Here is a 26373-nt window from a genome sequence, read left to right on the forward strand (position 1 = left end):
GGGTACTGGACGCGCCCCGCTCAGACCCGTTCCGGCCGACCTTCGGCTACCGCCGACGCTGCCGCGGACACCCGCTCGTACGCGGCCCGGGTGTCGGTTGCCAGCTTGCTGTGTTCGATGACGATCCCCATGCCCAGATGTTCGTCGTAGGGGATGGTCTCGATGCCCCACACCTGTCCGCCCAGGTACTCGCGGAGGAGGTCGACGTCCACCTGCCAGCCGGTGGCGTCCTGATTCGACACGGTGACGACGGTACGGGCGAGCCCGGGTTCGCCGAGCGTGTCACCGATCGACTGCAACGCGGAGCGGAGACGGTTGAACGCGTCCGCCCGGCACGGCACGACGAGGACGAGGGGCGACGGAGTGGCCAGCAGCGGCGCGAGGTACGCGGCACGCAACCGGTGACCGAGGTCGTGAACGGCACTCACACCGCGAGCGCGGAGTGTCCCTGTGACAGTATGGAATTCACGTTCTGATGCGGTCTGATTCCCGATGCGGTTCAGGATGCGGGTCCCGGCGCTCGTGCGGGAGAAGTACCTGTCGAACACGTAGTCCGCGACGGGGCCGGCGGCCACCAGTTGCTCGAGGCCGCTCACGGAGAGCACGGCGTCGGCGCCGCGTTCGGCGACATCGCCGCCCGCGGGTGTCGCGTCGACGGCCACGACCGCGCCGCCGCGAGCTGCCGCGGTGTTGGCGAGCCCGAGCGTCGTCGTGGTGGCGCCGGCTCCTCCACACGCCCCGAGGACGAGGGTTGACACCGGAAGTGCTTGCAGCAGTTGGTCGGTCACTTCGCGTCTCCAATGGATGTGATATACGTGCGACCGTCGCGGTCCGCGGTGGTCACGACCTGCTCGTACTTCTTCGCCGACCCGTCCGGACGCAGCTCCGACAGCGTCACGGCGTAGCGACCGGGTTCGGTCTCGGTGATGGCGAGGCAGTGCTCGGTGCCCTCGGGCACCGAATCGATGCCGCCCTGGATGGTCTCGGCGGACCCCACCGGCGCGTCGGGGGCGACCACCTCGCGGGCCTTCGCGCCGCTCCGTGCGACGTAGTACGCGTGGTCGAAGCCCAGGATCGCGGCGACGCCGTCGGAGGTCCCGCCCGGACCGTTGCCGGTCACCGTCGAGCCGTCGCGGGATTCGACGCACCAGCCCGAATCGGCAGCGGCGACGGGGGTTCCGCTCGCATCACCGGACGTCGAGTTGAACACGGCGACCACACCGGCGATCCCGGCGATCACCGCTGCCGCGGCTCCGGCGACCGCGAGTGTCTGCTTGCCGCGACCGCTGCGAACAGGTGGGGTGGGATCGGCCTCGTCGCCCGGGGCCAGCCACGTCGGAGCGGGGGGTTGCTGCTCGGTTTCCGCGGCAGGGGCCGTCGACCGCGGTGCCGGGGCCGACGCGAAGGGCGGGAACCAGTGCGAGAAGCGGTCGAGGGGTGCCCTGTTCGGCGGTTCTGTCACAGTTGAATCCTCCACACCTCATTCCCTCGCGCGGAGCCGACCCCTGGCGGGCTCCACGCGAGGAAATCGGATCACACGTGCAGCGTCGCCTGGCTGCGCACGTTCACGCCGCCGATCGTCGTGGTGGCCGGACCGCTGTCGGTGGACTGCAGCTGCGGCAGTTGCGGTGCGGGCAGGGACGCGATCGTCTGGACCAGTTCCCCGAAGGCCGGGTACCGGTGGGCCGCATCCGCGATCGCGGCGGCGGCGGGTGTGACGTCGACGGGCGCGGACCAGTTGGTGGGGTGCTCAGCGTTGGAATCGGCCGAGAACGCGGAGACGGTGGCCGCGGTCGGCGAAAACGGGTCGACGGCGATGCCCGCGGTGCCGGTGGCGTCACCGATGCGCCAGCCGATGGTGCCGACGTATCCCTCGGGGTTGCCGTACTGGCGTCCGTTGGCGGCAACCGGCACCGCGCCGACCAGTGTGTCGACGGCCGCATTGACCTCGACCACCGGCTTCGGCACGGGAAGGGCGGGGGCGACGGGTGCCTGGTGCGCCTTCGGCATGTCGTCGGGGTCGATCCACACGGTCGCCGGCTGGGCGGCCGGTGCCTCGTCGACCACTCCCTCGTCGACGACTCCCTCGGCGGTGGACGCTGCCAGGTCAGGAGCAGCGGGCACAACCGTCTCGGCACCCGGCACCGCCAGCGGAGCCTGCGGGGGAGCGGGCGTCGTCGCGGCCGGAGCCGCCGGGTCGGTGACGCCGGGCTGCGACGTGGTGGGTGGCGTCGTCGGGTCCGTCACGCCGGGCTGCGACGTGGTAGGCGCCGCATCCTGGGGGTCGGTGACGCCCGGCTGCGACGTGGACGGCGGGGTGGTCGGAGCGGCGTGTGCCGTCGCGGCGCCGAGCAGTGCGGCGGCGGACACCGAAATCGCGGCTGCCAGAGCGTGCATGCGGATTCTCAAGTCTTTGACTCCTGAAGTCGAACGGACATGGTGATCGAACGGACTGGTGCTGACGAAGCAAACGCAAGAGTGGTGCAGTTCAGAGGCACCGAGAGAGGGAAGCGAGCACAGCAGAATGCCTCCACCGACGAGGTGGATGTGTTGTTTCCCCGATGAGATACGTCCGTGCTGCCGGCGCACTGCCGCAGCCGTCGTCCACCGCCCCCATGACCGCCCCCGGTTCTTTCTCGTCCCCCTAACGCGGCAAAGTACCAGACGGGCAAGCGTTCCCGCGCCCCCGCGTTCCGGTCAGGCCAGGCCCGCGGCGTCAGATCGCGCAGCGGACGGAGACGGCCGGTCATTGCAAGGGAGGACATGGCGCGCGATCCACGCACGAGCCGCCGCGTCGCGGGCCGCCGCGTGCGGTCGTAACGGTGTAGCGCGGTGTGAATGTCGGTGTCGGCGGTGAGGAATCGGCCGAGCGCGACGGCGTCGACAAGGGCCTCGCAGGCGCCCCGGCCAAGGTTCGGTGCCATCGCGTGGGCCGCGTCGCCGAGCAGGGCCGTGTTGCCCGATACGTACGACGGCAGCGCGGGGGACTCGTACAGGTCGTGGTGGAGCATCGCGTCGGGGGTGGCGGCATCCAGCACTGCCCGGACGTCGGCGTGCCAGTTCCCGAACCGCGAGCGGAGGTAGTCGAGGCCGCCGGGGTGCCCGGCGTCGGTGCGGACGCACGCGAACCAGTTGACGAGATCGCCGTCGCGCGGGGTGATACCGAAAAGCGCGTCTGCGTCCCAGGTTTCGCTGACGGTGTCGCGATGGCCGGGCACCCACCCGCGCCAGGCGGTCGCTCCTGTGTACCGCGGCTCGAACTTCTCGCCGAACAGTTGTCGGCGGGTCGGGCTGCGCAGACCGTCCGCGCCGATCACGACGTCGTGGTCCGTCAGCGCGTCGAGGGCGGGGGCGGGTGTGCCGAACGAGATCATTCCGTCGGGCAGGGTCTCGGCCAGTGTGGCCAGGAGGGTGGGCCGCGACAGCAGGTAGGCGGTGCGGTCGCGGTTGTCGATGGTGCCGATCACGGATCCGTCGGGGCGCAGGAGCGAACCGCGGTGCTGGGGTGATCTCAGCGTGCGCACTCGGTCACCTGCGCCGATCGCGTCCAGCGCGTCGAGTGCCTGTGGCCACATGCCGAGCGCGGTGCCCGACGTGGGCAGGGTGTCGGCACGCTCGAAGACCTCGGCGTGCCAGCCGGCGCGGGACAGGTAGCGGGCGACGGCGAGTCCGCCGATGCCGCCGCCGAGGACTGCTGCGGAGTGCGTCATGACCACCACGCTACTACGGGTGTAGTGAATTTACTACCGTTGTAGTGTCGGGGTATGGCAGACAAACGGGAGCAGGTGCTCGACGCCGCCATCACGCTTCTCGGCACGAAAGGGGTCCGGGCCCTCACACACCGGGGCGTCGACGAGCTGGTCGGGATGCCCCAGGGGTCCACGTCCAACTACTTCCGCAGCCGGGGCGCGCTGCTCGAGGGGATCGTCACACGGCTCGTCGAACGTGACCGGGAGGACTGGCAGAAGTTCGCGCACCTCCGGCCGGCCGGCACGGATGCGCTGGTCGAGGCGCTGGTTACGCTCGTGAGGTTCTCCACTGGTCCGGACCGCGTGCGCACGAGTGCCCGCTACGCGCTCTTCGTCGAGGCCTCCGTGACGCCGGGACTGGACGCGAAGATCGGATCGGCACGCCGCGCGCTCGTAGAGTGGGGTGCGGAGATGCTGGAACTCGTGGGATCGAGGAACCCGGCTTCCGACGCAGTGGTGGTCACCGACTACCTGGACGGTGTGATCCTTCATCAACTCACCGTCCCGGATCCCGATTTCGATCCGACTGCGGGAATTACAGCGGTGCTCGGCGCTCTCACTTAACATGTACTCAGTGCAGTCGGACGAGGTCCGCCCTCGACAATGCCCAGTTCAGAGGGTAAATAGGCCAACCTAAGTTGTGTTTCGTCGGGGGTTCTGAATTATCGTTTTCGTTACACGTTGGACCCACGAAAGTCCGACCCGACCGAAAAGCCACGTCGCCCGGTGCGAGGACCACACCCAGCGTGCTGCAAAAGGGCGATAGCCGATCGGTGGTGCCGATCACGTCGTGACGGCACCTGCATTGCAAGTTGATGGCCATCAGCGCTGCTGGTCGTCGGTGCATCTTTTGGCATACGAAGGCTAGGTATGAAGCAACTTCCAGGCCCCCAGGGGCTGTATCACCCGTCGAACGAGCACGATTCCTGTGGTGTCGCGTTCGTCGTGGACATGAAGGGCCGCCGCAGCAGGGACATCGTCGAGAAGGCGATCACCGCGCTGGTGAACCTCGAGCACCGTGGTGCCGCGGGCTCCGAACCCAACACGGGTGACGGCGCCGGCATCCTCCTCCAGGTCCCGGACAAGTTCTTCCGCGCCGTGGTCGACTTCCCGCTGCCCGCGGAAGGCACGTACGCCACCGGCATCGCGTTCCTGCCGCAGAGCAAGGCCGACGCGCAGCGCGCAGCCGACGCCGTCGAGAAGATCGTCGAGAGCGAGGGCCTGAAGGTCCTCGGCTGGCGTGAGGTCGCGACCGACGACTCGTCGCTCGGCGCCTTGGCCCGCGACGCCATGCCGACGTTCCGGCAGATCTTCATCGGCAGCGAGAACGACGCCCTCACCGGACTCGATCTCGAGCGCCGCGCCTACGTGGTCCGTAAGCGCACCGAGCACGAGCTGGGCAGCGAAGGCGCAGGCAAGGACGGTCCCGGTCGCGAGACCGTGTACTTCCCGAGCCTGTCGAGCCAGACGTTCGTCTACAAGGGCATGCTGACCACTCCGCAGCTCAAGGGTTTCTACCTGGACCTGCAGGACGAGCGCGTCGAGTCGGCCCTCGGCCTGGTGCACTCGCGCTTCTCCACCAACACGTTCCCGTCGTGGCCGCTGGCCCACCCGTTCCGGCGCGTGGCCCACAACGGTGAGATCAACACCGTCACCGGCAACGAGAACTGGATGCGTGCCCGTGAGGCGCTCATCGACAGCGACATCTTCGGTGTGGCCGGAGAGGTTGGGCCCGGCAAGGATCGGCGCAGCCAACTCGAGAAGATTTTCCCGGTCTGCACGAACGGCGCCAGCGACACCGCGCGGTTCGACGAGGTGCTCGAGATGCTGCACCTCGGTGGCCGCAGCCTGCCGCACGCCGTGCTGATGATGATCCCGGAGGCCTGGGAACGGCACGAGAGCATGGACCCCGCCCGCCGGGCGTTCTACCAGTACCACTCGTCGCTCATGGAGCCGTGGGACGGACCGGCGTCGGTGTGCTTCACCGACGGCACCGTCATCGGCGCCGTCCTGGACCGCAACGGCCTGCGCCCCTCGCGTCTCTGGGTGACCGACGACGGCCTCGTCGTCATGGCCTCCGAGGTCGGCGTCCTGCCGATCGACCCCGCCACCGTCGTGAAGAAGATCCGGCTGCAGCCCGGCCGCATGTTCCTCGTCGACACCGCCGAGGGTCGCATCATCAGCGACGACGAGATCAAGTCGGAACTGGCCGCCGAGCACCCCTACCAGGAGTGGCTCGACCAGGGTCTGACCCACATGGACGACCTGCCGGACCGCCCGTACACCTACATGTCGCACGAGCGCGTCGTGCTGCGTCAGCAGATGTTCGGGTACACCAACGAAGAGGTCAACCTCCTCGTCAAGCCGATGGCGCTCTCCGGCGCCGAGGCTCTCGGCTCCATGGGTACCGACACCCCGATCGCCGTGCTGTCCTCGCGGTCGCGGATGCTGTTCGATTACTTCTCGCAGCTGTTCGCGCAGGTCACGAACCCGCCGCTCGACGCCATCCGCGAGGAGGTCGTCACCAGCCTCGGCGGCACCATCGGCCCCGAGCACGACCTGCTGCACCCCACCGCGGAGTCCTGCCGGCAGATCTTCCTGCCGCAGCCGATCCTGCACAACGACGACCTGTCGAAGCTCATTCACGTCAACGACGACGGTGAATTCCCGAACTTCCGCAGCGTCATAGTCCGCGGTCTGTACCCGGTGGCCGAGGGCGGAGCGGGTCTGCGCAAGGCCCTCGACGACGTCCGCTACCAGGTGTCGGAGGCCATCGCCGGCGGTGCGCGCCTCGTCGTCCTGTCCGACCGTGAGTCGAACGAGACGTACGCGCCCATCCCGTCGCTGCTGCTGACGTCGGCCGTGCACCACCACCTGGTGCGTGAGAAGACCCGCACGAAGGTCGGCCTCATCGTCGAGGCCGGCGACGCCCGCGAGGTGCACCACATGGCGCTCCTCATCGGGTTCGGTGCGGCAGCGGTCAACCCGTACATGGCGTTCGAGACCGTCGACGAGGCGGTGCAGAACAACGAACTGCAGGGCGTCAGCCTCGACAAGGCCATCCAGAACTACATCAAGGCCGCGGGCAAGGGCGTGCTCAAGGTGATGTCCAAGATGGGCATCTCCACCCTGGCGTCCTACACCGGCGCCCAGCTGTTCCAGGTCATCGGCCTGTCGCAGGAACTGGTCGACGAGTACTTCACCGGCTTGCAGTCCAGCCTCGGCGGCATCGGTCTCGACGAGATCGCCGCCGACGTCGCGGTCCGGCACTCCAACGCGTACCTGGACCGTCCCGAGGAGCGCGCGCACCGCGAGCTCGAGGTGGGCGGCGAGTACCAGTGGCGTCGTGAGGGCGAGTACCACCTGTTCAACCCGGACACGGTGTTCAAGCTGCAGCACTCCACGCGCACCGGGCAGTACGAGGTGTTCAAGGAGTACACGAAGCTGGTCGACGACCAGTCCGAGCGCCTCGCGGCGTTGCGCGGCCTCTTCGAGTTCAAGAAGGGCGTCCGCGAGCCCGTCCCGCTGGACGAGGTCGAGCCCGCCACCGAGATCGTCAAGCGCTTCTCGACGGGTGCGATGAGCTACGGCTCCATCTCCGCCGAGGCGCACGAGACCCTCGCCATCGCCATGAACCGCCTCGGCGGCCGGTCCAACTCCGGTGAGGGCGGCGAGAGCCCGGCCCGCTTCACCCCGGACGAGAACGGCGACTGGCGGCGGTCCGCGATCAAGCAGGTCGCGTCGGGACGCTTCGGTGTCACGTCGCACTACCTGACCAACTGCACCGACATCCAGATCAAGATGGCGCAGGGAGCGAAGCCCGGTGAGGGCGGCCAGCTGCCGGCGCACAAGGTGTACCCGTGGGTGGCCGAGGTCCGGCACTCCACGCCCGGCGTCGGGCTGATCTCGCCGCCGCCGCACCACGACATCTACTCGATCGAGGATCTCGCGCAGCTGATCCACGACCTGAAGAACGCCAACCCGCAGGCCCGGATCCACGTGAAGCTGGTGTCCGAGGTCGGTGTCGGCACCGTCGCCGCCGGTGTGTCCAAGGCACACGCGGACGTCGTGCTGATCTCCGGTCACGACGGTGGCACCGGTGCCACCCCGCTGACGTCGATGAAGCACGCGGGCGCCCCGTGGGAGCTCGGCCTCGCCGAGACCCAGCAGACGCTGCTGCTCAACGGTCTGCGCGACCGCATCGTCGTGCAGGTCGACGGCCAGCTCAAGACCGGCCGCGACGTCATGGTCGCCGCGCTGCTCGGTGGCGAGGAGTTCGGTTTCGCGACCGCCCCGCTGGTGGTGTCGGGCTGCATCATGATGCGGGTCTGCCACCTCGACACGTGCCCCGTGGGTGTCGCCACGCAGAACCCCGTTCTGCGCAAGCGGTTCAACGGCAAGCCGGAGTTCGTGGAGAACTTCTTCCTCTTCATCGCCGAAGAGGTGCGCGAACTCCTCGCCGAGCTCGGCTTCCGCACCCTCGACGAGGCCGTCGGACAGGTCGACGTCCTCGACACCACGAAGGCGCTCGAGCACTGGAAGGGCAGCAAGGCAGGCAACCTCGACCTGTCGCCGATCCTGCACGAGACCGAGTCGGCGTTCATGGACCAGGACCTGTACTGCACGGGCACCCAGGACCACGGCCTCGACAAGGCACTCGACCAGCAGCTGATCGTTCAGAGCCGCAACGCTCTCGACAAGGGCCAGAAGGTCACGTTCGAGTCGCCGATCACCAACGTCAACCGCACGGTCGGCACCATGCTCGGCCACGAGGTGACGAAGGCGTACGGCGGCGAGGGCCTGCCGGACAACACGATCGACATCACGTTCACCGGTTCGGCCGGAAACAGCTTCGGTGCGTTCGTCCCCAAGGGCATGACCCTGCGCCTGCACGGCGACGCCAACGACTTCGTCGGCAAGGGCCTGTCCGGTGGACGCCTCGTGGTGCGCCCGCCGCTGGAGACCGCGCCCGGCTTCGTCGCCGAGGACAACATCATCGGCGGCAACGTGATCCTGTTCGGTGCCACGAGCGGTGAGGCTCTGCTCCGCGGTGTCGTGGGCGAGCGATTCGCGGTCCGTAACTCCGGCGCCACCGCGGTGGTCGAGGGAGTCGGCGACCACGGTTGCGAGTACATGACCGGCGGAAAGGTCGTCATCCTCGGTGCGACGGGACGTAACTTCGGTGCCGGCATGTCCGGTGGCGTCGCGTACGTCTACAACCCGGACAAGGTGTTCGAGGACAACCTCAACACGGAACTGGTGGATCTCGAGGACCTGACGGGTGACGACTTCACCTGGCTGAAGTCCGCCATCGAGCGTCACCGCGACGAGACGGGCTCGGAGGTTGCCGCGCGCATCCTGTCCGACTGGTCGCAGCAGGTCAATCATTTCGCGAAGGTCATGCCCCGCGATTACAAGAAGGTGCTCTTGGCCATCGAGGCCGCGAAGAAGGATGGAAAGAACGTGGACGAGGCAGTGATGGAGGCAGCTCGTGGGTGATCCAAGCGGCTTCCTGAAGCACACGTCACGCGAACTTCCGGTTCGCCGGCCGGTGCCGTTGCGCCTGCTCGACTGGAACGAGGTCTACGAGGAGTTCTCGCCGGACACCCTGAAGACTCAGGCCAGCCGGTGCATGGACTGCGGTATCCCGTTCTGCCACAACGGCTGTCCGCTGGGGAATCTGATTCCCGAGTGGAACGACCTGGTCTACAAGGACCGGTGGCACGACGGCATCGAGCGTCTGCACGCGACCAACAACTTCCCGGAGTTCACCGGGCGGTTGTGCCCCGCACCCTGTGAGGCGTCGTGCGTCCTGGGCATCAACCAGGACCCCGTCACCATCAAGCAGGTCGAGGTCGAGCTCATCGACCGCGCCTTCGACGAGGGCTGGGTCAAGCCGGTGCACCCGACCCGTTCGACGGGCAAGAAGGTCGCCGTCGTCGGTTCCGGTCCTGCGGGGCTCGCTGCAGCGCAGCAGCTGACGCGCGCCGGGCACATGGTCACCGTGTTCGAGCGGGCCGACCGCATCGGCGGGCTGCTGCGGTACGGCATCCCCGAGTTCAAGATGGAGAAGCGGCACATCGACCGCCGTCTCGATCAGATGAACTCCGAGGGCACCGTCTTCAAGACGGGTGTCAACGTCGGCGTCGACATCACCGCGGACGCACTGCGCGCGCAGTTCGACGCCGTGGTCCTGGCCGGCGGTGCCACCGAGGCCCGCGACCTGCCGATCCCCGGCCGCGAGCTGGACGGCATCCATCAGGCGATGGAGTTCCTGCCGATCGCCAACCGTGTGCAGCTCGGCGACCTGGAGAAGCCGACCATCACCGCGGAGGGCAAGAAGGTCGTCATCATCGGCGGCGGCGACACCGGTGCGGACTGCCTGGGTACCTCGCACCGGCAGGGCGCCGAGAGCGTTCACCAGTTCGAGATCATGCCGAGACCGCCCGAGACCCGCGCCGAGCACACCCCGTGGCCGACGTACCCGCTGATGTACCGGGTCGCGTCCGCGCACGAGGAGGGCGGCGAACGCCTCTTCTCCGTGAACACGGAACGGTTCGTCGGTGCCGACGGCAAGGTGACCGCACTGAAGGCCCACGAGGTCGAGATGAAGTCGGGTCGTTTCGAGAAGGTCGAGGGTTCGGACTTCGAGCTCGAGGCCGACCTCGTGCTGCTGGCGATGGGCTTCGTCGGACCCGAGAAGCCGGGCCTGCTCACCGATCTCGGCGTCGACCTCAACGAGCGCGGCAACGTCGCCCGCTCCGCGAAGTGGGCCACCAACGTCGACGGCGTCTTCGTGGCCGGCGACATGGGACGCGGTCAGTCGCTGATCGTGTGGGCCATCGCCGAGGGTCGCTCGGCGGCCGCCGCGGTCGATGCGTACCTCGAGGGCGAGTCGGCGCTGCCGTCTCCGATCGAGACCACCACCGCCCCGCAGCGGTAGATGTAACTGCTCGTACAACCCGCACCCCGGTAGGTTTTCCTACCGGGGTGTCGGTTTATCGTGCGGGGGTCACGTTCGGTCGGTAACGTTCATTTACCGATCGTGCATCTTTAGGTCACGTCGCCCTGGCAGCATCCCGTCTGCAGGACGGCGAAGGGGAGAACAGGTTGAGGCCATGGCAATGAAACGGGTTGTCGCATTTCTGACCGCAGTGGCTGCTGCGGCAGCCATCCCGGTGGTATCGGGAGTAGCGGGCACGAGCGCAGTGGCGAACGCGGACCCCTGCCCGAGTCTGTACGTGGTCGCGATTCCGGGGACGTGGGAAACGTCCACCAAGGACAATGTCAGGCCGACGCCCGGTCTGCTGTCCGCGGTGACGAACGGTCTGCCGTCGTCGATCCGCACCGACTACGTCACGTACGCCGCCACGGCCTTCCCGTGGGAGTCCGAGGTGTACGGGCGCTCGAAGGCGCAGGCGGTCAGCAATGCCAAGGGCATGCTGTCGTCGATGTCGCAGCAGTGCCCCGACACGAAGCTGTCGATCATCGGTTACAGCCAGGGCGCCGACGCCGCAGGTGATCTCGCTGCGGAGATCGGCACCGGCCTCGGTGTGGTGCCCGCGGACAAGATCGCGGCCGTCGGACTCGTGTCCGATCCGCGGCGGTCGCCGACCGACGCACTCGTCGGCCCTGCCGTCGCAGGCAGCGGCGCCGGTGGTCCCCGCATCGGCGGGTTCGGCTGGGTCAGCCAGAACACGCGCACCTTCTGCGCGTACGGCGACCTGTACTGCTCCACGCCGAAGGAAGACTTCGTGACGCGGCTCGCCGGATTCCTCGCGCAGACTTCGGATCCGACGCCGACGCTGTTCGGGCGCTACCAGCAGGAAGCGCTCGCGATCTGGAACGACATCCTCGCTGTGGGCGGTGTGCCTGCCCTGATGGCTCAGCTGGACGAGCAGTCCAACGAGAAGCGCATCGACGAGCTGGAGCAGTTCTACAAGTCGCAGGCTCACCAGGACTACACCAGGTACGCGGTCGACGGATCGGGTACGCCCGCCACGACGTGGCTGAGGAACTGGTTGCGCGACATCGCGTGAGTTCGGCCGACGGCGGCAGGGGATGATGTCCAACGTGACTGACACCCCTGCCGCCGTCGTCGGCTACGACGCCTTCGTGACCGTCCGGTGGTCCGACATGGACGCTTTTCAGCACATCAACCATGCGCGGATGGTGACGTTGCTCGAAGAGGCCCGGATCGACTGGCTGCTCAGCGAGGGCAGCGAGAATTCGTCGCTCATCACGAGCGCGTTCATCGCCGACATCCACGTGAAGTACCGGGGACAGTTGCGGCACTCCGACAGTCCCCTGCGGATCACCATGTGGATCGCCAAGCACCGGGCGGTGGATTTCACCATCGGCTACGAGGTCCGGGGCGCCCGTACCCCGATCACCGACCCGCCTGCCGTCACCGCCACCACTCAGATGGCCGTCGCGGACGTGGATGCCCAGCGGCTACGCCGCATCACCGCCACCGAGCGCGAGTACCTGACCCGCTGGTCCCGCACGTGAGTGAGAATGTGTGTTCCGGCACGCTTTCCCACTCACGTGCGGAGGTCGTCGGGGGCCGGTAGGGGACGGTCCGGGTCGAGGACCGCGCCGCGGCTGCGCATCGTGGTGTCGACCAGCGACCACGCCCACGCGGCCAGTTGTTCGGTCAGCGCGCTGACGTCGGTGCCGCCCGGTCGATCGATCCACTCCGCGGACACCGACTCGACCATTCCGATCAGCGCATTGGCCAGCGGTGTCGCGGTGGCGGGCGCGCCGAGAGCGTCCAGGTAGGGGTGGAGCATGTCGGCGACCGCGGTGCTGATGGCTCGCCGCACCTCTCCGGCCGCGGGGGAGAACGACATCAGGTAGCGGTACAGGTTGGCGTGTTCGGTGACCCAGTCGAGGTGGGTGCGGGCGGCGCGGGTGAGGATGGCGTGCGGTGCGCCGTCGACGGTGATCACGGGGGCGTATTCGAGGAGCATCATCGCCGCGACCCGCCGGGCGACGGCCTTCTTGAGGTCGGTGCTGTCGTCGAAGTGCCGGTAGATGCGGGTTCGCGCGACCTCGGCGTAGACGGCCATTGTCGCGACCGACACGTCGGGACCTTCTGCGTCGATGGCGACGAGTGCCCGTTCGACGAACTCCGAGCGCCGCTTCTCGCGTTGGCCGCGCCACCGGGCAGCGCGCCCGTCACCGGCGTCTTGCTGGGGTTTCGTCATCGAATCGAATCGTAGTCTTCCCTGTCGCTGCGTTTCCGTATACCGTCGGCAGTATGCGGTACATCGATGTACCACACATTTTCTGCCTCGGACGTCGACACGTTGGGATATCCGTCTTGTCCATTCAGCTCTGCCTGTCCGGCCCCCGCAGTTCCGGGCGTTCGATGATCGGCTTACGCAGCACCACGGTGGTCGTCGTTCCGCCCGCGATGGCCTTCGAGTACCTGGCGGATCCGGCGGCCGTGCCCGGTGCGATCACGCTGCCGTCCCGCGCCCGGGTCGTCGCATCGGACCCGGGTCGCCGGCTCGTCGTCGAGGCCGATCACGGCGTGCACGGATCGGTCTGGACGTTCGACGCGGTCAGCCCGGACGAAACGGAGCTCACCGTCGCCTTCCGCTACCACTCTCCCGGCAGACCGGCCGGACAACTGCTCGGCGGTGTCGCCGCACCCGTGGTGTGGCAGGCACTGCGACGTGCACAGGCCACGTTGAAGGATCGGATCGAAACCCTCTACCACGAGCCGGCCGGCCCGGCCGGCCCGGCCGGTATCGACCGCAGGAGAGCATGACGTGGGGTTCTCGGTAGCGGGCAAGACGGTCCTGATCACCGGGGCGGCCATGGGGATGGGGCGTCTGTTCGCCCGGCTCGCCGCCGCCGACCGCGCCGGAACGGTGGTGTTGTGGGACATCGACGCCGCCGCGCTCGAACGCACGGCGCACGAACTGCGCGAATCGGGGTGTACCGTCAGCGCACACGTCGTCGACGTCGCCGACCTCGAATCCGTCCGCACGGCGGCCGCCGAGGTGCGGGACGCGGTCGGTCGTCCCGACGTGCTCGTCAACAACGCCGGTGTGGTGCGCGGCAAGTACTTCTGGGATCACGACCACGAGTCGGACACCAAATTCGTGATGGACGTCAACACGCTCGCACCGATGTACATCACCAACGAGTTCCTGCCCGCCATGATCGAGGACCGCGGCCGGGACTGCCGCATCGTGAACATCGCCTCTGCCGCCGGGACCGTGGCGACACCGAGAATGGCCGTGTATGCGGCGTCGAAGTGGGCTGCCCTGGGCTGGAGCGATTCGCTGCGACTCGAACTGGTCCAGGCCGGCCACGGGCACGTCAAGGTCACCACCGTGTGCCCGAGCTACATCTCCACCGGCATGTTCGACGGTGTGAAGAACCCCCTGTTCGCCCCGATCCTGAGCCCGGAGGACGTCACGGCCCGATCGTGGCGGGCGATGAAGCAGGGGAAGCCTCTGCTGATGCTGCCGCGGTCGCTGTATCTGTCGTGGGTGGCGAAAGCCGTGCTGCCGGTGCGTGCCTGGGACCGTCTGGCCGACCGGCTCGGTGTGTACCACAGCATGGACGCCTACACAGGCCGGGTGCAGGCACCCACCCCCTGACGTTTCGGATCAGCCGAGGTCGAAGCGTGCGCCGAGCCGCATGCTGCCCGGGGCCAGGCGGCTCAGCGCACGCCCGAACTTGGCCTCGGGCGTGACGGGGACGACGGCCTTGTTGTGCTTGACGGCCCTCACGATCTGCGTCGCCACCCGGTCCGGGGTGAAACCGCGTCTGCGGTAGAGCTTGTCGGCCCGCTCCCGCATCTTCGTCTGCTCCTCCGGTATGGCGCCGGCGAAGTCGGTGGCCTTGACGATGTTGGTGTGGACCAGTCCGGGACAGATGGCGCTGACACCGATGCCGTGGTTCACCAATTCCGCACGGAGACAGTCCGACAGCATGAACACCGCGGCCTTGCTCGTCGCGTACGCGGTGAGCCGCTTCTGCGGCGTGAAAGCCGCGGCGGACGACAGGTTGACGATGTGCCCACCGGTTCCGCGGTCGATCATCTGCTGGGAGAACGCGCGCGAGCCATAGACGACACCCCAGAAATTCACGTCCATCACCCGCTCGAAATCCTTCTGCGGGGTCTTCGTGAACGTGCCCGAATATCCGATTCCGGCGTTGTTGACCACGATGTCGGGGGTGCCGTGCTCGGACTGCACCTTCTCCGCGAAGCGTTGCACCTCGTCCTCCACCGCGACGTCCACCTGATACGCGTGGGAGCCGCCCCCGAAGATGGCCACCGCACCGCCGCCCTTCATCTGGGCGGAGTTGATGAGATCGGAGGTCTGCTGCGCGGATTCGAGGTCGCGGTCGGCGACCACCACGACAGCGCCTTCGGACGCGAACGCCAGCGCGGTCTCGCGGCCGATCCCGCTGCCGCCACCGGTGACGACGACGAGAGTGCCGTCGAGGTCCCGCAGGCGGTGATGCTTCCGAGTACCGCTGCGCCAGCCTCTTACTTCGCCGAGAAGACTCATGTGACCATCTTGTCCGAGTACGGTCGTGTGTGTGCTGATCTGGTACGTCAGCTATGGATCGAACATGGCGACGACGCGTCTGACCTGCTACCTGCGTGGTGGTTGCCCGGCGGGGGGCAACCTCGTGCACACGGGCGCCCGTGACGCGAGCGCCCCCCGCGAGTCGATACCGGTGGTGATACCCGGCTCGGTGTTCTTCGCGGGAGAGTCGCGGATCTGGGGCGGCGGCCGCGCGTTCTACGACCCCGACGCGCCCGGCACCGTCGCGGCCCGCGCATTCCTGGTGACACAGGAGCAGTTCGAGGACATCCACGCGCAGGAACCCGCCTGCTACGACCGCCTGGTCACTCTCGGAGCCCGCCACGATGTTCCCATGTGCACGTTCACCACCCGGGCCCGCGGTGACGTCGTCGCCAGGAACGCACCGGCACCCGCCTATCTCGCGACCATCGCGGACGGTCTCCGTGAAGCGCACGGCTGGGACGAACCGAAGGTCACCGATTATTTGACGCGACTTCGGGTTTCCTAGCCGACCCAACTGTGCTTACGTGAGACGGGCCACACGAGGTGGCGTTCACGAAAGGGAGTCGATGTCCGATCTGCATGTCGTAGCGACCATTCCTGCCAAGCCCGGTTCCGAGGACACCGTCCGCGACGGACTGTCCGCGCTGGCCGCGGAGAGCCGCAAGGAAGAGGGCTGCATCTCGTACGAGGTGTTCGAATCAGCCGCGGTCGCGGGAACCTTCGTCACCGTCGAGGTGTGGACCGGTCAGGAGGCGGTCGACGCGCACATGAAGTCGCCGCACTTCCAGGCCGCGCTCGGGACGTTCGGTGAGCACCTCGCCGGGGCACCGGCGATCCACCCGCTGAAGCCGGTTTCCTAGAGTCGTAGTTCGTGACCACGCCACTCACCAGCATCACCCCTGAAGGTCCCGTCCGCGGCGGTGTCGTCGTCATCCAGGAGGCGTTCGGCGTCACCGGGCACATCGTCGATGTCTGCCGCCGTTTCGCCGCCGCCGGGTACCACGCGGTCGCGCCGCACCTGTTCCACCGGAGCGGCGATCCGGTGCTGGAGTACGACGACATGAAGTCGGCGATGTCGTTGATCGGTGAGCTCACCGCCGCGCACATCGACGAGGACGTCGACGGGGCCGTCGCGGCCCTGTCGGCGGCCTCGATCGACCCGCGGAACACCGCGATCGTCGGATTCTGCATGGGCGGAACGGTCGCGTTCCACACGGCGACGCGCCTCGACCTGGGGGCCGCAGTGAGTTTCTACGGCGGAGGCGTCGCGAACGGACGCTTCGGGTATCCATCGCAACTCGACGTCGCCGGGCAGCTGAGTACGCCGTGGCTCGGCCTGTTCGGCGACCGCGACAAGGGGATTCCGACCGAGGAAGTCGAGGAGCTGCGCGCCGCGGTCGCCCACGCGCCGGTGGACACCGACATCGTCCGCTACGCAGACGCCGAACACGGCTTCCACTGCGACGACCGCCCTGCCGTGTACAACGAGGAGGCCGCCCGGGACGGTTGGGCACGAACGCTGCAGTGGTTCGGCACCCACGTCGACGTCACACGCGCCGCCGGAACCGACTGACCGCGGCCCCGCTCGGGTAGGCCTCCCGGTGGACGACATCGAAGTGGGTGGGCCGAAAGTCGCCGCCGAACATCGGAGTTCCGCGGCCGGCCACCACCGGATAGTGCTTGACGACCAGTTCGTCGATCTCCGGCAGGAGGGTGCCCGCGAGCTCGCCGCCGCCCGCCACCCAGACGCCCAGCGCGCTGTCCTCGGCCTTGAGCTTCCGGACCTTCTCGAGCGGGTCGGCGACGATCTCGACGGCGGGATCGGGGCTTTCGGTCAGAGTGCGGGAAGCGACGTACTGACGCAGGTGCGCGTACGGGCTCGTGATGCCGACGGCCAGGGCGGGCTCGTACGTTGCGCGGCCCTGGATCACGGTGTCGAACTGCTTGTTGGCGCCGTCGACGCCGAACTGCTCCCGCAGGTGTGTCGGAATCGTCTCCGGGTATTCCTGCGCCATGAATCCGAGGATGTCGTCGTGCATCGGGAAGAAACCGATGTCGCCGTCCGGGCCGGCGATGAAGCCGTCGATGGTGATGCCGACGAAGTAGGTGAGGTCCCGCATGGTGTCCTTACTGGGGCGCTTCGGATAGGTGGTATGCCGTGAGGGCTGCGGGCATTCCCGGTCGGGTGCTGTGGGCGGTCGATCGTCTCGACGTGAATCCTCGCGATCGGATCCTAGAGGTGGGTTGCGGGCCGGGTGTAGCGATTTCTCTCGTCGCCGAGAAACTCGACGGCGGACGGATCACCGCGATCGACCGATCGACGACGGCGATCGAACGGGCGGCACGGCGCAACGACGCCCACGTCTCGACGGGGACGGTGGTGCTCCGGAACACCGACCTCGCCGGATTTCGTTGCGATCAGGCCTCCTTCGACAAGGCGTTCGCGGTCAACGTCAACGTGTTCTGGGTGCGTGACGCGACCGCTGAGATACGCGTCCTGTGGGAGGCGCTCCGACCGGGCGGAATCCTGCACCTCGTGTACGGCGGAGCGGTGTCCGTACACGACCGTGACAAGTCGCGGCGTGTTGCGGATACCGCCACGCGGGCTCTGGTTTCCGCAGGTTTCGACGTGGATGTCACGAACGGGAACCCGATGTGCGTCACTGGGGTACGGCCGAAAAGCGCCTGACGTGCCGTCCGGTCTGCTTCATGCGCGAGACCCGTGACCGAACCGTTATAGTCTGCGTCATGACTTCAGTTCTCGGTGTATCGGTAGGCGCCAGCGCGGTGCGCTTCGCGTGCCACGACGCCGTGACTCTCGAAACGCCGATCTTCCAATCGCGGTCGGTGACCGCAACACTCGAACGGCCGGAGGAACTGGCCGCCGAGTCCATCGGGACGGTGCTCGCCGAGCGCGACGAGACCGACGAGGTGCAGGCCATCGGTGTCGCGTACCAGGACGAGGCGCAGGCCGGTGCCGTGCAGGCCGCGATGGCCCGGCTCCAGATCGGCAACTTCCAGATGGTCCCCGAAGTGACGGCCGCACTCCAGATGCTCGAGATGTCCGGAGAACTCGGCGACCACTCGACACTCGTGTTCTACGACCTCGGCAGTTCGGGTCTCACCGTCACCGTCGTCGACCGGGACACCGGCATGGTGCTGAGCAGTGCGCGTTCGGACCAGATCAGCGGCGACCTCGTCGACAGGTTGATCTGTGACAACCAGCTCGAACTGCACCGCTTCGCGCACCCCGCCGACGCGGCAGCCGCGCTCGCGCTCGCCGCGCGGTGCCGCGATGCGAAGGAACAGCTGTCCACCAACGGTGCGGTGTGCATGCCCGGCGAGGGCGGTCTTCTTCTCCTGTCGCAGGACAGTTTCGATTCGCTCATCGTCGGCCCGGTCGAGACGTCGGCGCGCCTGACCCGGGAGGTCATTCGCCGCTCGGGACGCCTCCCCGACGCCGCCGTGCTGATCGGCGGTGGCGCACATATTCCGTTGGTCACATCGGTGATGGAGTCCTGGCTCGACCTTCCGGTGATCGTCCCCGCGCAGCCGGAACTGGTGGCGGCGGAGGGTGCGGCCCTGCTGGCGCGTCCGACGTCCGACGAGTTCGTCGCGGCGGTGGCGCCGGACCACCCGTTCGAGCCGGAGTTCGAGCCCGAGCCGGAGTTCGAGCCCGAGTCCGAGTTGGAGCTCGAATCCGAGATGGAGCCGGAGCCCGAGTCGCAGTCGGCACCGATCCGGAAGCGTCGTGGCCTCGTCCTCGCCGGAGGTGTCGTGGCCGTGGTCGCCGCGGTGGGTCTCGGACTCGGCGTCGGCACCGACCTCCTGCAAGGTGCGGAGGAGGACGCGCAACCGGCCGCCACGCAGTCGAACACGCAGGCGCCGGCAGCGCGGCAAGTGATACCGCCGCAGCCCACGACGACCGCGGAAGTGGCCCCGCCTTCGGAGGCCGCCCCGTCGGTGGTCGACGAGCAGCCGGTGATCCCGCCGCAGACCGAGGTGCGCACCACGTACCAGCCGCAGCCGCAGAGCCCGACCCGGGCGCCGGCGGCTCCCGAGGCACAGGGTGCCGTGCCGTCCGACGCGTCGTCGGCTCCGCCGACCACGCCGGAACCCGCTCCGCTCGTTCCAGGTCTGCCGCAGTTTCAGCTCCCGACGATTCCGCCGCCCGCGCCGCTCCCGATGCCGGAGTTTCCCCGGATACCCGGACTCTGAGCGCATATAACGAAGGTGGAGGCCGCGAGGCCCCGACACGCTTTCCGTGATCAAACCGTTATAGTCGTTCCATGGTTTCAGTTCTCGGTGTATCGGTGGGTGCCAGCGCGGTGCGCGTGGCGTATCCGGACGACGAGGGGGCCATCTTCCGGTCATTCCCGGTGGACGCCGCGAGCGAGCACCCGGAGCACGTGGTTGCCGACGCCATCGGAACGGTGATGGCCGAGCGCGCCGGCGCCGACGACGTGCGGGTCTTCGGTGTCGCGTACCGGGACGAGGCACAGGCCGCTGCCGTGCGGGCCGCGATCGACTGCCGGCTGGTCCCGGAAGTGACGGCCGCGCTCCGCATGCTCGAGGCGTCGCGACAGCTCGGCGACCATTCGACGCTCGTGTTCTACGACCTCGGCAGCTCCGGCCTCACCGTCACCGTGGTCGACCGACTCACCGGCACGGTGCTCGGGACGGCTCGGACCGACGAGATCAGCGGCGACGTCGTCGACCGGTTGATCCGCGACCACCAGCTCGACGAGAAGCGCATTGCGCCACCGGCCGATGCGGCCGCGGAGTCGGCGCTCGACGCCCGTTGCCGCCGCGCCAAGGAAGAGCTGTCCACCAACACCGCAGTCTGCGTGCCCGGCGACGGCGGCCTGCTCCTGCTCTCGCAGGACATCCTCGACTCGCTGATCGTGCGCCACGTCGAGGCGTCGGCGCGCCTGGCCCGCGAGGTGATCGAATCGTCCGGGCGGGCTGCCGACGCGGTGGTTCTGATCGGGGGCGGCGCGCATATTCCGCTGGTCGCGTCTCTGATGGAGTCGTGGCTCGCGCTCCCGGTGATCGTGCCGGCGCAGCCGGAACTGGTGGCCGCGGAGGGCGCTGCGCTGCTGGCACAGGAGCACTCGGGCACGTCGCACCGCATCGGTGCCGGGGGATTCGCCAAACCGGTGATCCGCGGTGGCGCGCTGGCGGGCGGTGCGCTGGCCGTCGTCGCGGTGATCGGACTCGGCCTCGGCGTCGGCGGCAGCCAACTGCAGAGCTCCGACGGCGACGCACGTCCCGTCGCCACTCAGCCGAGTGACGCGGAGATGTCCCCGTCGCCCGCACCCGAACCGGTGTCGACGCCACCGTCCGCCGCGGTGTCGATTCCGGGCCCGGCCGAGGAGGAGGCAAGCGTGCCGGAGCCCGCTCCCGCGCCTGCCCCCGCCCCGCGCCCACTCATTCCCGGTCTGCCGCAGATTCAGCTGCCGACACTTCCGCCGCCCCCGCCGCTCCCTCCGCTGCCACGGATTCCGGGCCTCTAGCGACCGCTTATCGGCGCAGCATGTCCCTGACGTGACCGGTCTCATTGACCGAGGCCACCCGTCGCTCGCCGCTGCGGGAGACGAGCACCCGGGTTACGGACACGTACTCGATCGGGAACACGAGGGGTCGGTCGAGCCCGAGCAGTTGCTGCAGGAACACGTTGATGACGCCGCCGTGGGCGAATACCGCGACGGTGTCCTCGTGGCCGGACTCGTCGACGATGCGGCCGAGGGACTCGAACACCCGCGTGCGGAACGCGTCGGCGTCGACGGACTTCGGGAACTCGCCGGCCCGAATCCGGGCGAAGGCCTCCGGCGCCCGCGCCTCCGCCTCGTGGAACGGGATGTAGTGGTCGAGGTCGTAGTCGTACTCCGCGAGGCCGACGTACTCGGTGACGGGAAGGCTGAGGGCCTCGGCGACCGGCGCCGCCGTCTCGAGTGCGCGGCGCTGCGGGCTGCTCACGATCCGGGCGATGCGGTACGGGGCCAGCGCAGGAGGCAGCCGCTTGGCCTGGGCGTGACCTTCCTCGGTCAGTGCGGGGTCCGCGCGCCCGTCGGACGCGGTGACGAGCTCGGGCAGCGCGTGGCGGATCAGTAGCAGTTGCACGTCGATCAGCTTGCCAGCTCCCGCACCAGTGCCGCGATCTGGCCGGGCTGATCGATCATGGCGTGGTGGTGCGCGGGCCGCACGACGCGGAACGCGGCGCCGAGGAATTCCGCGAACTGCCTCTGCATGCGGATCCACGCCGACCCCCAGGGCGTCGGGCGTCCGGTGTGGGCGGCGACCACGACGACGGGTGCCGTCATCGTCGTGGTCTCGCGCAGCGCGGCCAGCTCCTGGGCCAGCGCCGGGTACGACGCGTTCTCGACGATCGAGGACTCGAGGTACGCGGGCTCGCGGTAGATCCGCTCGACCCATCGACGGGTGCCCGGCGCGATCCCGTCGGGGGGTGTCGAGTGGTTCAGGATCCGGCGGACCGTGGGGCCCAGGAGGCGCTGCAGCCCCACCCTGCTGGCCGTTCGGGCCACCCGTCTGCCCATCGTGACGCGCCACCGGGTCGGGATCACGCGGTGCGGGTGGGCCGTGACGGTGGCGTCCAGCAGGATCACGCCGCCGGTTCGGTCGGGGTACAGCCGGGCGAAGGCCTCGACGTAGATGCCGCCGAGCGAGTGGCCGACTAGCACCGCGGGGGTGGTCACGGAAAGCGCGTCGAGAACGTCGGCGATTCTCGCCGCCTCGCCACGGGCGGACGGGCGCTCGGCGGACGGGGGACTGAGTCCGTACCCGGGACGATCGATCCGCACCACGAGGCAGGTCTCGGACAGCAGTTCGACCACCTCGTCCCAGTCGAACCAGTTCCCGCCCAGGCCGCCGTAGAGGACGACGGGTGGGCCCTCGCCGTCCACCACCACGTGCACTCCCGCGACCATTTCCCCAGGACGTTTCACGTGGAACCATCCCTTTCCGCGGTGACATGAATCACGCTGAGCGCCACGAAGATCAGCCATCCGCAGAAGGCGAGCAGCTGGACGCGCTGGCCGAGTCCGAGCCAGGCGTCCTGTTCGCCGCGCAGTCCCGCGGCTGTCAGCGTCCATACCGTGCCGCCGACGAACACCGTCGCCACGGCCACGCCGGTAGCTTTCAACCAGGTCGGCCACTGGTAGCGGAACGCGGCCAACAGGAACGCGAGGGAAGACACCACGCCTCCCGTCGAGGCGGACGCGCTGGTCACGGCGTGCAGGTCGTGGGTGAGCGGCAGGTGTCCGGCGGCCTCACGCGCAGCGCAGACAGGGTCGTTGGTGGCCGCGCAACTCATCGGCAGGCGCGAATCGGCGATGGTCGCGAACGCGAACACCATCAGTGCGATCCACCCGACCGCCGTCACCCAGCCCTGCGAGTACCGCGACAGTCCGAGCACCCCGGCCACGGCGACGATGCATCCGGTCAGCAGGTCGCCGCTGCGGAACCAGAATCCGTACGGCTGGTCCGCGGCGGCGAGTTCGCTCGCGAACCCCCGCAGCGGATCGATTCCGGTGTCGAGGACGAATTCGAGCAGCCACGACGCGTAGCCGACGGCGCCGAGGATCAGCAGCGCAGCGACGGCGACCCGGCCACTGGAGGTCATTGCCTCGGCTTGGCCAGGGGGAACGCGAGGGTTTCACGGATGCTGCCGCCGGTGATGAGCATGACCACCCGGTCGACGCCCATGCCGAGCCCACCGGTCGGGGGCATGGCGTGTTCGAGGGCCTGCAGGAAGTCCTCGTCGAGTTCCATCGCCTCCTCGTCACCGCCGGCGGCGAGCATCGACTGCTCGGTGAGCCGGTTCCGCTGGTCCACGGGGTCGGTGAGTTCGCTGTACGCGGTGCCGAGTTCGATGCCCCACGCGACGAGGTCCCACTTCGCGGCGACCCCCGGAATCGTGGGGTGCGGCCGGGTGAGCGGTGACATCGACGTCGGGAAGTTGGTGTAGAAGGTGGGGAATTCGGTGTAGTCCTCCACCAGGTGCTCGTACATCTCCTGCGCGACGGCGCCGGCGTCCCAGGTGGACTGGTACGGGATCTCGTGCTCGTCGCACAGCCGTTGCAGTTCCGCGAGGGGCGTCTCGGGTGAGACGTCGACGCCGAGCTTCTCGGCGACCGCCCGGTGCATCGTCTTGACGGGCCATTCGCCGGAGATGTCGACCTCCACCAGCGTGCCGTCGGGGCCGGGCCGCATGATGATCTCGCGTCCGTACGCCGCCGTCGCCGCGGTCTGGATGAGCTCCCGGCACAGCACCATCATCTTCTCGTAGTCGCTGTGCGCCTCGTAGGCCTCGAGGATCGTGAACTCCGGGTTGTGTTTGAAATCGACGCCCTCGTTGCGGAAGACGCGGCCGATCTCGAACACCTTCTCCATTCCTGCGACGCACAACCGCTTGAGGTACAGCTCCGGCGCGATCCGCAGGTACAGGTCCAGGTTGTAGGCGTTGATGTGGGTGAGGAACGGGGCCGCGTTGGCACCGCCGTGCACCTGCTGCAGGATCGGGGTCTCCACCTCGAGGAAGCCGCGGCCGCCGAGCGTATCGCGCAGCGATTTCACGACGGCGCTGCGGGCCTCGAGCAGGCGGCGGGCGTCGGAGTTGATGGCGAGGTCGACGTACCGTTGCCGGACGCGGGTCTCCGGGTCGGACAGGCCCTTCCACTTGTCCGGCAGGGGATGCAGGCACTTGCCGGTCATGCGCCACTCGTTCGCGAGCAGCGACAGCGCGCCGCGGCGGCTGTATCCGATGACGCCGGCGACCTCGACGAGGTCGCCGAGGTCGAATTCGGCGGCGAACGCCCGGATCCGGTCGGTACCGACCCGGGCCTCGTCGACGAGGATCTGGATGTCGCCGGACCAGTCCCGGACCACCGCGAACACGACACCCCCGTAGTCGCGGATCCGGAGCAGGCGCCCTGCGATTCGGACCGTCGTTCCCTCCGGCGACTCCACGGCCTCGGTCACCGTGTGCGTGGGCGGATACGCGACCGGGTAGGGGTCGATACCCTGTTCGGCGAGGTCGGCCAGTTTGTCGAGCCGGACGCGGACCTGCTCGGGACGTTTCGGTCCGGTCGCGGTCGGTGCGACGCCTTCGCCGGGTGCGCTGCCGTCGGAGTGCAGTCCTTCGGCGGCGACGAGTGCGGCGGGGACCGCGGCGTGGGTGCCGGTGTGCTCGATGGCGTCCCGGGTTCCGGAGCGGCCGAACCGGGGCAGGGTCACGAATCCTTCCGCGACGGCCGACGCGAATCCGACGCGCAGCAATTCCCGGTTGTCCTCGAAGCAGAGGAACCGCGGCACCCATTCCGGCTGGTACTTCACGTTGGATCGGTAGAGCGCCTCGAGCTGCCACCAGCGGGAGAAGAAGACGAGGATCGAGCGCCAGATCCGCAGGATGGGTCCGGCCCCGATGCGGGAGCCCTCCTCGAAGACGGAGCGGAACACCGCGAAGTTCAGTGACACCTTGGTGATGCCGAATTGGTCCGAGGTGGTGGCCAGTTCGGACACCATCAGCTCCACCACCCCGTTGGGCGAGGTCGGCTTGCGGCGCATCAGATCGAGCGAGACACCGGTCGGTCCCCACGGCACCAGCGACAGGATGCCGTCGATCTCGCCGTCCTCGGCGACCGCCTCCACCAGCAGGCAGTCGCCGTCGAGGCGGTCACCCAGCCGGCCGAGGGCCATGGAGAAACCGCGCTCGGTCTCGGTGTCGCGCCACGCGTCCGCGAGCCGGATGGCTTCGGCCATCTCCTCCGCGGGGACGTCCCGGTGTCTGCGGATCCGGACGGTGACGCCCTGACGCCGGACGCGGGTGACGGCTTGGCGGACCTGCCGCATGTCGCGTCCGCTGAGGTTGAATTCGCGGGTGCGGAGGATGGCTTCGTCGCCGAGCTGGAGCACGGTGAGACCGGCCTTGTTGTAGGCGGTGGCGCCGGTTTCGCTGGCGCCCATCACGGCGGTGGCCCATCCGTATTGGGACGCGAGTGCCTGCCACTCCTCGATCGCGTGGGGCCACGCCTCCGGGTCGCCGATCGGATCGCCACTGGCCAGGCACACGCCGAGCTCGACGCGGTAGGTGATGGCGGCCTTCCCGCTGGGCGCGAACACGACGGCCTTGTCGCGGCGGGTGGCGAAGTAGCCGAGGGAGTCGTCCGCGCCGTACTGCAGCAGCAGCCCGCGCAGCGCCGATTCGTCGTTGCCGGTGAGCGCGTTGTGGGAGCGCTGGGCGCGGAACAAGGTGATGACGGCGGCCAGCAGCGCCATTGCGCCGAACAGGCCGAGGAGGGTGTTGACGAATCCGTGCGGGCGCCCACTGAACTGTTCGTTGTCGGCCGCGGCGAGGGCGGTCACGCGGTTGAGCGCCCACAGGAAACGTTCACCCTGCGGCAGCGTGCCGGGGAAGAGTTCGACGAGCGCCCAGCCCACGAGGGTGCCGATCGCGAGACCGACGATGAGCACGCCGAGGGCTTTCCAGCCCGCCCCGCGCCGGACCCGCGTGTAGAACTCGGGCCGGGCCGCGATGAGAATGCCGATCAGCACCACCTGGACCACGGCGGCGACCATCGCGTTCACGTTCCGGTCGGTGATGCTCACGATCACGTTGGTGATCAGGATCAGAACCAGATAGATCGTCAGCAGCCACCAGGCGATGCGTTTGCGGCTCGCCAGCGCCGCCGCGAGCAGCGCGACCACCAGAGCCCACGACAGGCTGGTGTCCGGAGCGTCGAAGTAGTAGGTGTCGACGTATTCCCGCGGCACGTGCACGTAGTAGCGCAGTACCGGCGAGATGCTCCACAGGAACACGAGCACCGAGAAGACGCCCAGGATCAGTCCCGCGATGTGGGGAACCTGGTGCAGGCGCCCGTTCTTCGAGCCGAGTGCGGGTCGGGGCCGTGGTGCGGTGCGGACGGCCGCCTCGGACGCGTGGTGTGTCTCGGTGCTAGCTGACATCGAGCGTTTCCTTCCCGGCGAGAGATACGTACCGATCACGGGAGACAGGTGTTCCAGTGTTCAGTGTGAGCCGTCGGGCC

At 68.5% G+C, this 26373-nt stretch carries 23 protein-coding genes and 1 pseudogene; 13 read left to right on the top strand and 11 right to left on the bottom strand.

Annotated elements, in window-relative coordinates:
* Positions 1-20: 20 nt before the first annotated feature.
* The 4 genes and pseudogenes from FND50_RS00910 to FND50_RS00925 form a co-directional block, all read right to left on the bottom strand.
* Positions 21-788, bottom strand: coding sequence for a hypothetical protein (locus tag FND50_RS00910; protein ID WP_144284437.1), 768 nt, complete (start codon positions 786-788; stop codon positions 21-23).
* Positions 785-1462, bottom strand: a complete 678-nt coding sequence (locus FND50_RS00915; protein ID WP_144284438.1) for a hypothetical protein — start codon at positions 1460-1462, stop codon at positions 785-787. The genes FND50_RS00910 and FND50_RS00915 overlap by 4 nt, the downstream gene beginning before the upstream one ends.
* Before the next feature lie 71 nt (positions 1463-1533).
* A complete protein-coding gene (locus tag FND50_RS00920) occupies positions 1534-2397 on the bottom strand; it encodes a glycoprotein (protein WP_144284439.1) in 864 nt (287 codons plus the stop codon).
* 317 nt (positions 2398-2714) lie between these two features.
* A pseudogene (locus FND50_RS00925) lies at positions 2715-3710 on the bottom strand (FAD-dependent monooxygenase); the annotation flags it as partial.
* A 54-nt stretch (positions 3711-3764) separates the two neighbouring features.
* Here FND50_RS00925 and FND50_RS00930 point away from each other — a divergent pair.
* From FND50_RS00930 to FND50_RS00955, 5 genes are all read left to right on the top strand, one after another.
* On the top strand, positions 3765-4313 hold the full coding sequence (locus FND50_RS00930) for a TetR/AcrR family transcriptional regulator (protein ID WP_144284440.1): 549 nt from the start codon (positions 3765-3767) through the stop codon (positions 4311-4313).
* 306 nt (positions 4314-4619) lie between these two features.
* Positions 4620-9248, top strand: a complete 4629-nt coding sequence (gene gltB / locus FND50_RS00940; protein ID WP_144284441.1) for a glutamate synthase large subunit — start codon at positions 4620-4622, stop codon at positions 9246-9248.
* Positions 9241-10692, top strand: a complete 1452-nt coding sequence (locus tag FND50_RS00945) for a glutamate synthase subunit beta (protein WP_005263409.1) — start codon at positions 9241-9243, stop codon at positions 10690-10692. Before gltB ends, FND50_RS00945 begins: the two co-directional genes overlap by 8 nt.
* A gap of 181 nt (positions 10693-10873) precedes the next feature.
* Positions 10874-11788, top strand: coding sequence for a cutinase family protein (locus FND50_RS00950; RefSeq protein ID WP_039953080.1), 915 nt, complete (start codon positions 10874-10876; stop codon positions 11786-11788).
* Between the two features lie 22 nt (positions 11789-11810).
* Positions 11811-12260 carry a thioesterase family protein gene (locus FND50_RS00955; RefSeq protein ID WP_005561111.1) on the top strand — a complete coding sequence of 150 codons (450 nt, stop codon included), beginning with the start codon at positions 11811-11813 and terminating at the stop codon, positions 12258-12260.
* A gap of 32 nt (positions 12261-12292) precedes the next feature.
* Here FND50_RS00955 and FND50_RS00960 read toward each other — a convergent pair whose 3' ends face one another.
* Entirely contained in the window at positions 12293-12958 is a 666-nt protein-coding gene (locus FND50_RS00960; protein WP_144284442.1) for a TetR/AcrR family transcriptional regulator, read from the bottom strand.
* Between the two features lie 116 nt (positions 12959-13074).
* Between FND50_RS00960 and FND50_RS00965 the strand changes: the two genes are divergently transcribed.
* Positions 13075-13527 (top strand): hypothetical protein, encoded by a 453-nt coding sequence (locus FND50_RS00965; RefSeq protein WP_144284443.1) that lies wholly within the window; start codon positions 13075-13077, stop codon positions 13525-13527.
* Position 13528: 1 nt separating this feature from the next.
* The gene (locus FND50_RS00970; RefSeq protein WP_144284444.1) at positions 13529-14368 is read left to right on the top strand and encodes an SDR family oxidoreductase; all 840 of its coding nucleotides are present in this window, start codon (positions 13529-13531) and stop codon (positions 14366-14368) included.
* 9 nt (positions 14369-14377) lie between these two features.
* Here the strand turns inward: FND50_RS00970 and FND50_RS00975 are convergent, their stop codons facing one another.
* Complete coding sequence (locus FND50_RS00975) at positions 14378-15286, bottom strand: SDR family NAD(P)-dependent oxidoreductase (protein WP_144284445.1); 909 nt, start codon at positions 15284-15286, stop codon at positions 14378-14380.
* Between the two features lie 31 nt (positions 15287-15317).
* On the opposite strand from FND50_RS00975, the gene FND50_RS00980 reads away from it, so the two are divergent.
* The 3 genes from FND50_RS00980 to FND50_RS00990 all read left to right on the top strand — a co-directional run bounded on the left by FND50_RS00980 (position 15318) and on the right by FND50_RS00990 (position 16883).
* Positions 15318-15815 carry a hypothetical protein gene (locus tag FND50_RS00980; RefSeq protein WP_065488378.1) on the top strand — a complete coding sequence of 166 codons (498 nt, stop codon included), beginning with the start codon at positions 15318-15320 and terminating at the stop codon, positions 15813-15815.
* A gap of 61 nt (positions 15816-15876) precedes the next feature.
* Positions 15877-16170, top strand: coding sequence for a putative quinol monooxygenase (locus FND50_RS00985; RefSeq protein ID WP_005249047.1), 294 nt, complete (start codon positions 15877-15879; stop codon positions 16168-16170).
* Positions 16171-16181: 11 nt separating this feature from the next.
* Entirely contained in the window at positions 16182-16883 is a 702-nt protein-coding gene (locus FND50_RS00990) for a dienelactone hydrolase family protein (RefSeq protein WP_007301388.1), read from the top strand.
* On the opposite strand, the gene FND50_RS00995 is transcribed toward FND50_RS00990, so the two are convergent.
* Entirely contained in the window at positions 16858-17430 is a 573-nt protein-coding gene (locus FND50_RS00995; protein ID WP_005561104.1) for a dihydrofolate reductase family protein, read from the bottom strand. The genes FND50_RS00990 and FND50_RS00995 overlap by 26 nt on opposite strands.
* A gap of 38 nt (positions 17431-17468) precedes the next feature.
* Here FND50_RS00995 and FND50_RS01000 point away from each other — a divergent pair, with 38 nt between their 5' ends.
* The 3 genes from FND50_RS01000 (at position 17469) to FND50_RS01010 (ending at position 20826) form a co-directional block, all read left to right on the top strand.
* Positions 17469-17999: a trans-aconitate 2-methyltransferase gene (locus FND50_RS01000; RefSeq protein ID WP_144284446.1), complete on the top strand. Its 531-nt coding sequence runs from the start codon at positions 17469-17471 to the stop codon at positions 17997-17999.
* Between the two features lie 59 nt (positions 18000-18058).
* Positions 18059-19528 carry an Hsp70 family protein gene (locus FND50_RS01005; protein ID WP_186301217.1) on the top strand — a complete coding sequence of 490 codons (1470 nt, stop codon included), beginning with the start codon at positions 18059-18061 and terminating at the stop codon, positions 19526-19528.
* A gap of 71 nt (positions 19529-19599) precedes the next feature.
* Positions 19600-20826 (top strand): Hsp70 family protein, encoded by a 1227-nt coding sequence (locus FND50_RS01010; protein WP_144284447.1) that lies wholly within the window; start codon positions 19600-19602, stop codon positions 20824-20826.
* Positions 20827-20833: 7 nt separating this feature from the next.
* Here FND50_RS01010 and FND50_RS01015 read toward each other — a convergent pair whose 3' ends face one another.
* The 4 genes from FND50_RS01015 to lysX are packed head-to-tail and all read right to left on the bottom strand — an operon-like array spanning position 20834 to position 26293.
* Positions 20834-21433, bottom strand: a complete 600-nt coding sequence (locus tag FND50_RS01015; protein WP_144284448.1) for a histidine phosphatase family protein — start codon at positions 21431-21433, stop codon at positions 20834-20836.
* Between the two features lie 5 nt (positions 21434-21438).
* Positions 21439-22257, bottom strand: coding sequence for an alpha/beta fold hydrolase (locus FND50_RS01020; protein ID WP_144288946.1), 819 nt, complete (start codon positions 22255-22257; stop codon positions 21439-21441).
* A gap of 14 nt (positions 22258-22271) precedes the next feature.
* On the bottom strand, positions 22272-22952 hold the full coding sequence (locus tag FND50_RS01025) for a DUF998 domain-containing protein (protein ID WP_144284449.1): 681 nt from the start codon (positions 22950-22952) through the stop codon (positions 22272-22274).
* Entirely contained in the window at positions 22949-26293 is a 3345-nt protein-coding gene (lysX, locus tag FND50_RS01030; protein WP_144284450.1) for a bifunctional lysylphosphatidylglycerol synthetase/lysine--tRNA ligase LysX, read from the bottom strand. Before lysX ends, FND50_RS01025 begins: the two co-directional genes overlap by 4 nt.
* Between the last annotated feature and the right edge of the window lie 80 nt (positions 26294-26373).

Origin of the sequence: Rhodococcus sp. WB9 (assembly GCF_007558985.1) — a bacterium.
GTDB classification, from domain to species: Bacteria; Actinomycetota; Actinomycetes; order Mycobacteriales; family Mycobacteriaceae; genus Rhodococcus_F; species Rhodococcus_F opacus.

What these genes read in the sequence shown, in the direction of transcription:
- FND50_RS01025 (WP_144284449.1), bottom strand. Translation starts at nt 22,952, where the DNA reads ATGACCTCCAGTGGCCGGGTCGCCGTCGCTGCGCTGCTGATCCTCGGC.
- FND50_RS00975 (WP_144284445.1), bottom strand. Translation starts at nt 15,286, where the DNA reads ATGAGTCTTCTCGGCGAAGTAAGAGGCTGGCGCAGCGGTACTCGGAAG.
- FND50_RS00995 (WP_005561104.1), bottom strand. Translation starts at nt 17,430, where the DNA reads ATGCGGGACCTCACCTACTTCGTCGGCATCACCATCGACGGCTTCATC.
- FND50_RS00985 (WP_005249047.1), top strand. Translation starts at nt 15,877, where the DNA reads ATGTCCGATCTGCATGTCGTAGCGACCATTCCTGCCAAGCCCGGTTCC.
- FND50_RS01010 (WP_144284447.1), top strand. Translation starts at nt 19,600, where the DNA reads ATGGTTTCAGTTCTCGGTGTATCGGTGGGTGCCAGCGCGGTGCGCGTG.
- FND50_RS00920 (WP_144284439.1), bottom strand. Translation starts at nt 2,397, where the DNA reads ATGCACGCTCTGGCAGCCGCGATTTCGGTGTCCGCCGCCGCACTGCTC.
- gltB (WP_144284441.1), top strand. Translation starts at nt 4,620, where the DNA reads ATGAAGCAACTTCCAGGCCCCCAGGGGCTGTATCACCCGTCGAACGAG.
- FND50_RS00950 (WP_039953080.1), top strand. Translation starts at nt 10,874, where the DNA reads ATGAAACGGGTTGTCGCATTTCTGACCGCAGTGGCTGCTGCGGCAGCC.
- FND50_RS00960 (WP_144284442.1), bottom strand. Translation starts at nt 12,958, where the DNA reads ATGACGAAACCCCAGCAAGACGCCGGTGACGGGCGCGCTGCCCGGTGG.
- FND50_RS01005 (WP_186301217.1), top strand. Translation starts at nt 18,059, where the DNA reads ATGACTTCAGTTCTCGGTGTATCGGTAGGCGCCAGCGCGGTGCGCTTC.
- FND50_RS01020 (WP_144288946.1), bottom strand. Translation starts at nt 22,257, where the DNA reads ATGGTCGCGGGAGTGCACGTGGTGGTGGACGGCGAGGGCCCACCCGTC.
- FND50_RS00955 (WP_005561111.1), top strand. Translation starts at nt 11,811, where the DNA reads ATGATGTCCAACGTGACTGACACCCCTGCCGCCGTCGTCGGCTACGAC.
- lysX (WP_144284450.1), bottom strand. Translation starts at nt 26,293, where the DNA reads ATGTCAGCTAGCACCGAGACACACCACGCGTCCGAGGCGGCCGTCCGC.
- FND50_RS00930 (WP_144284440.1), top strand. Translation starts at nt 3,765, where the DNA reads ATGGCAGACAAACGGGAGCAGGTGCTCGACGCCGCCATCACGCTTCTC.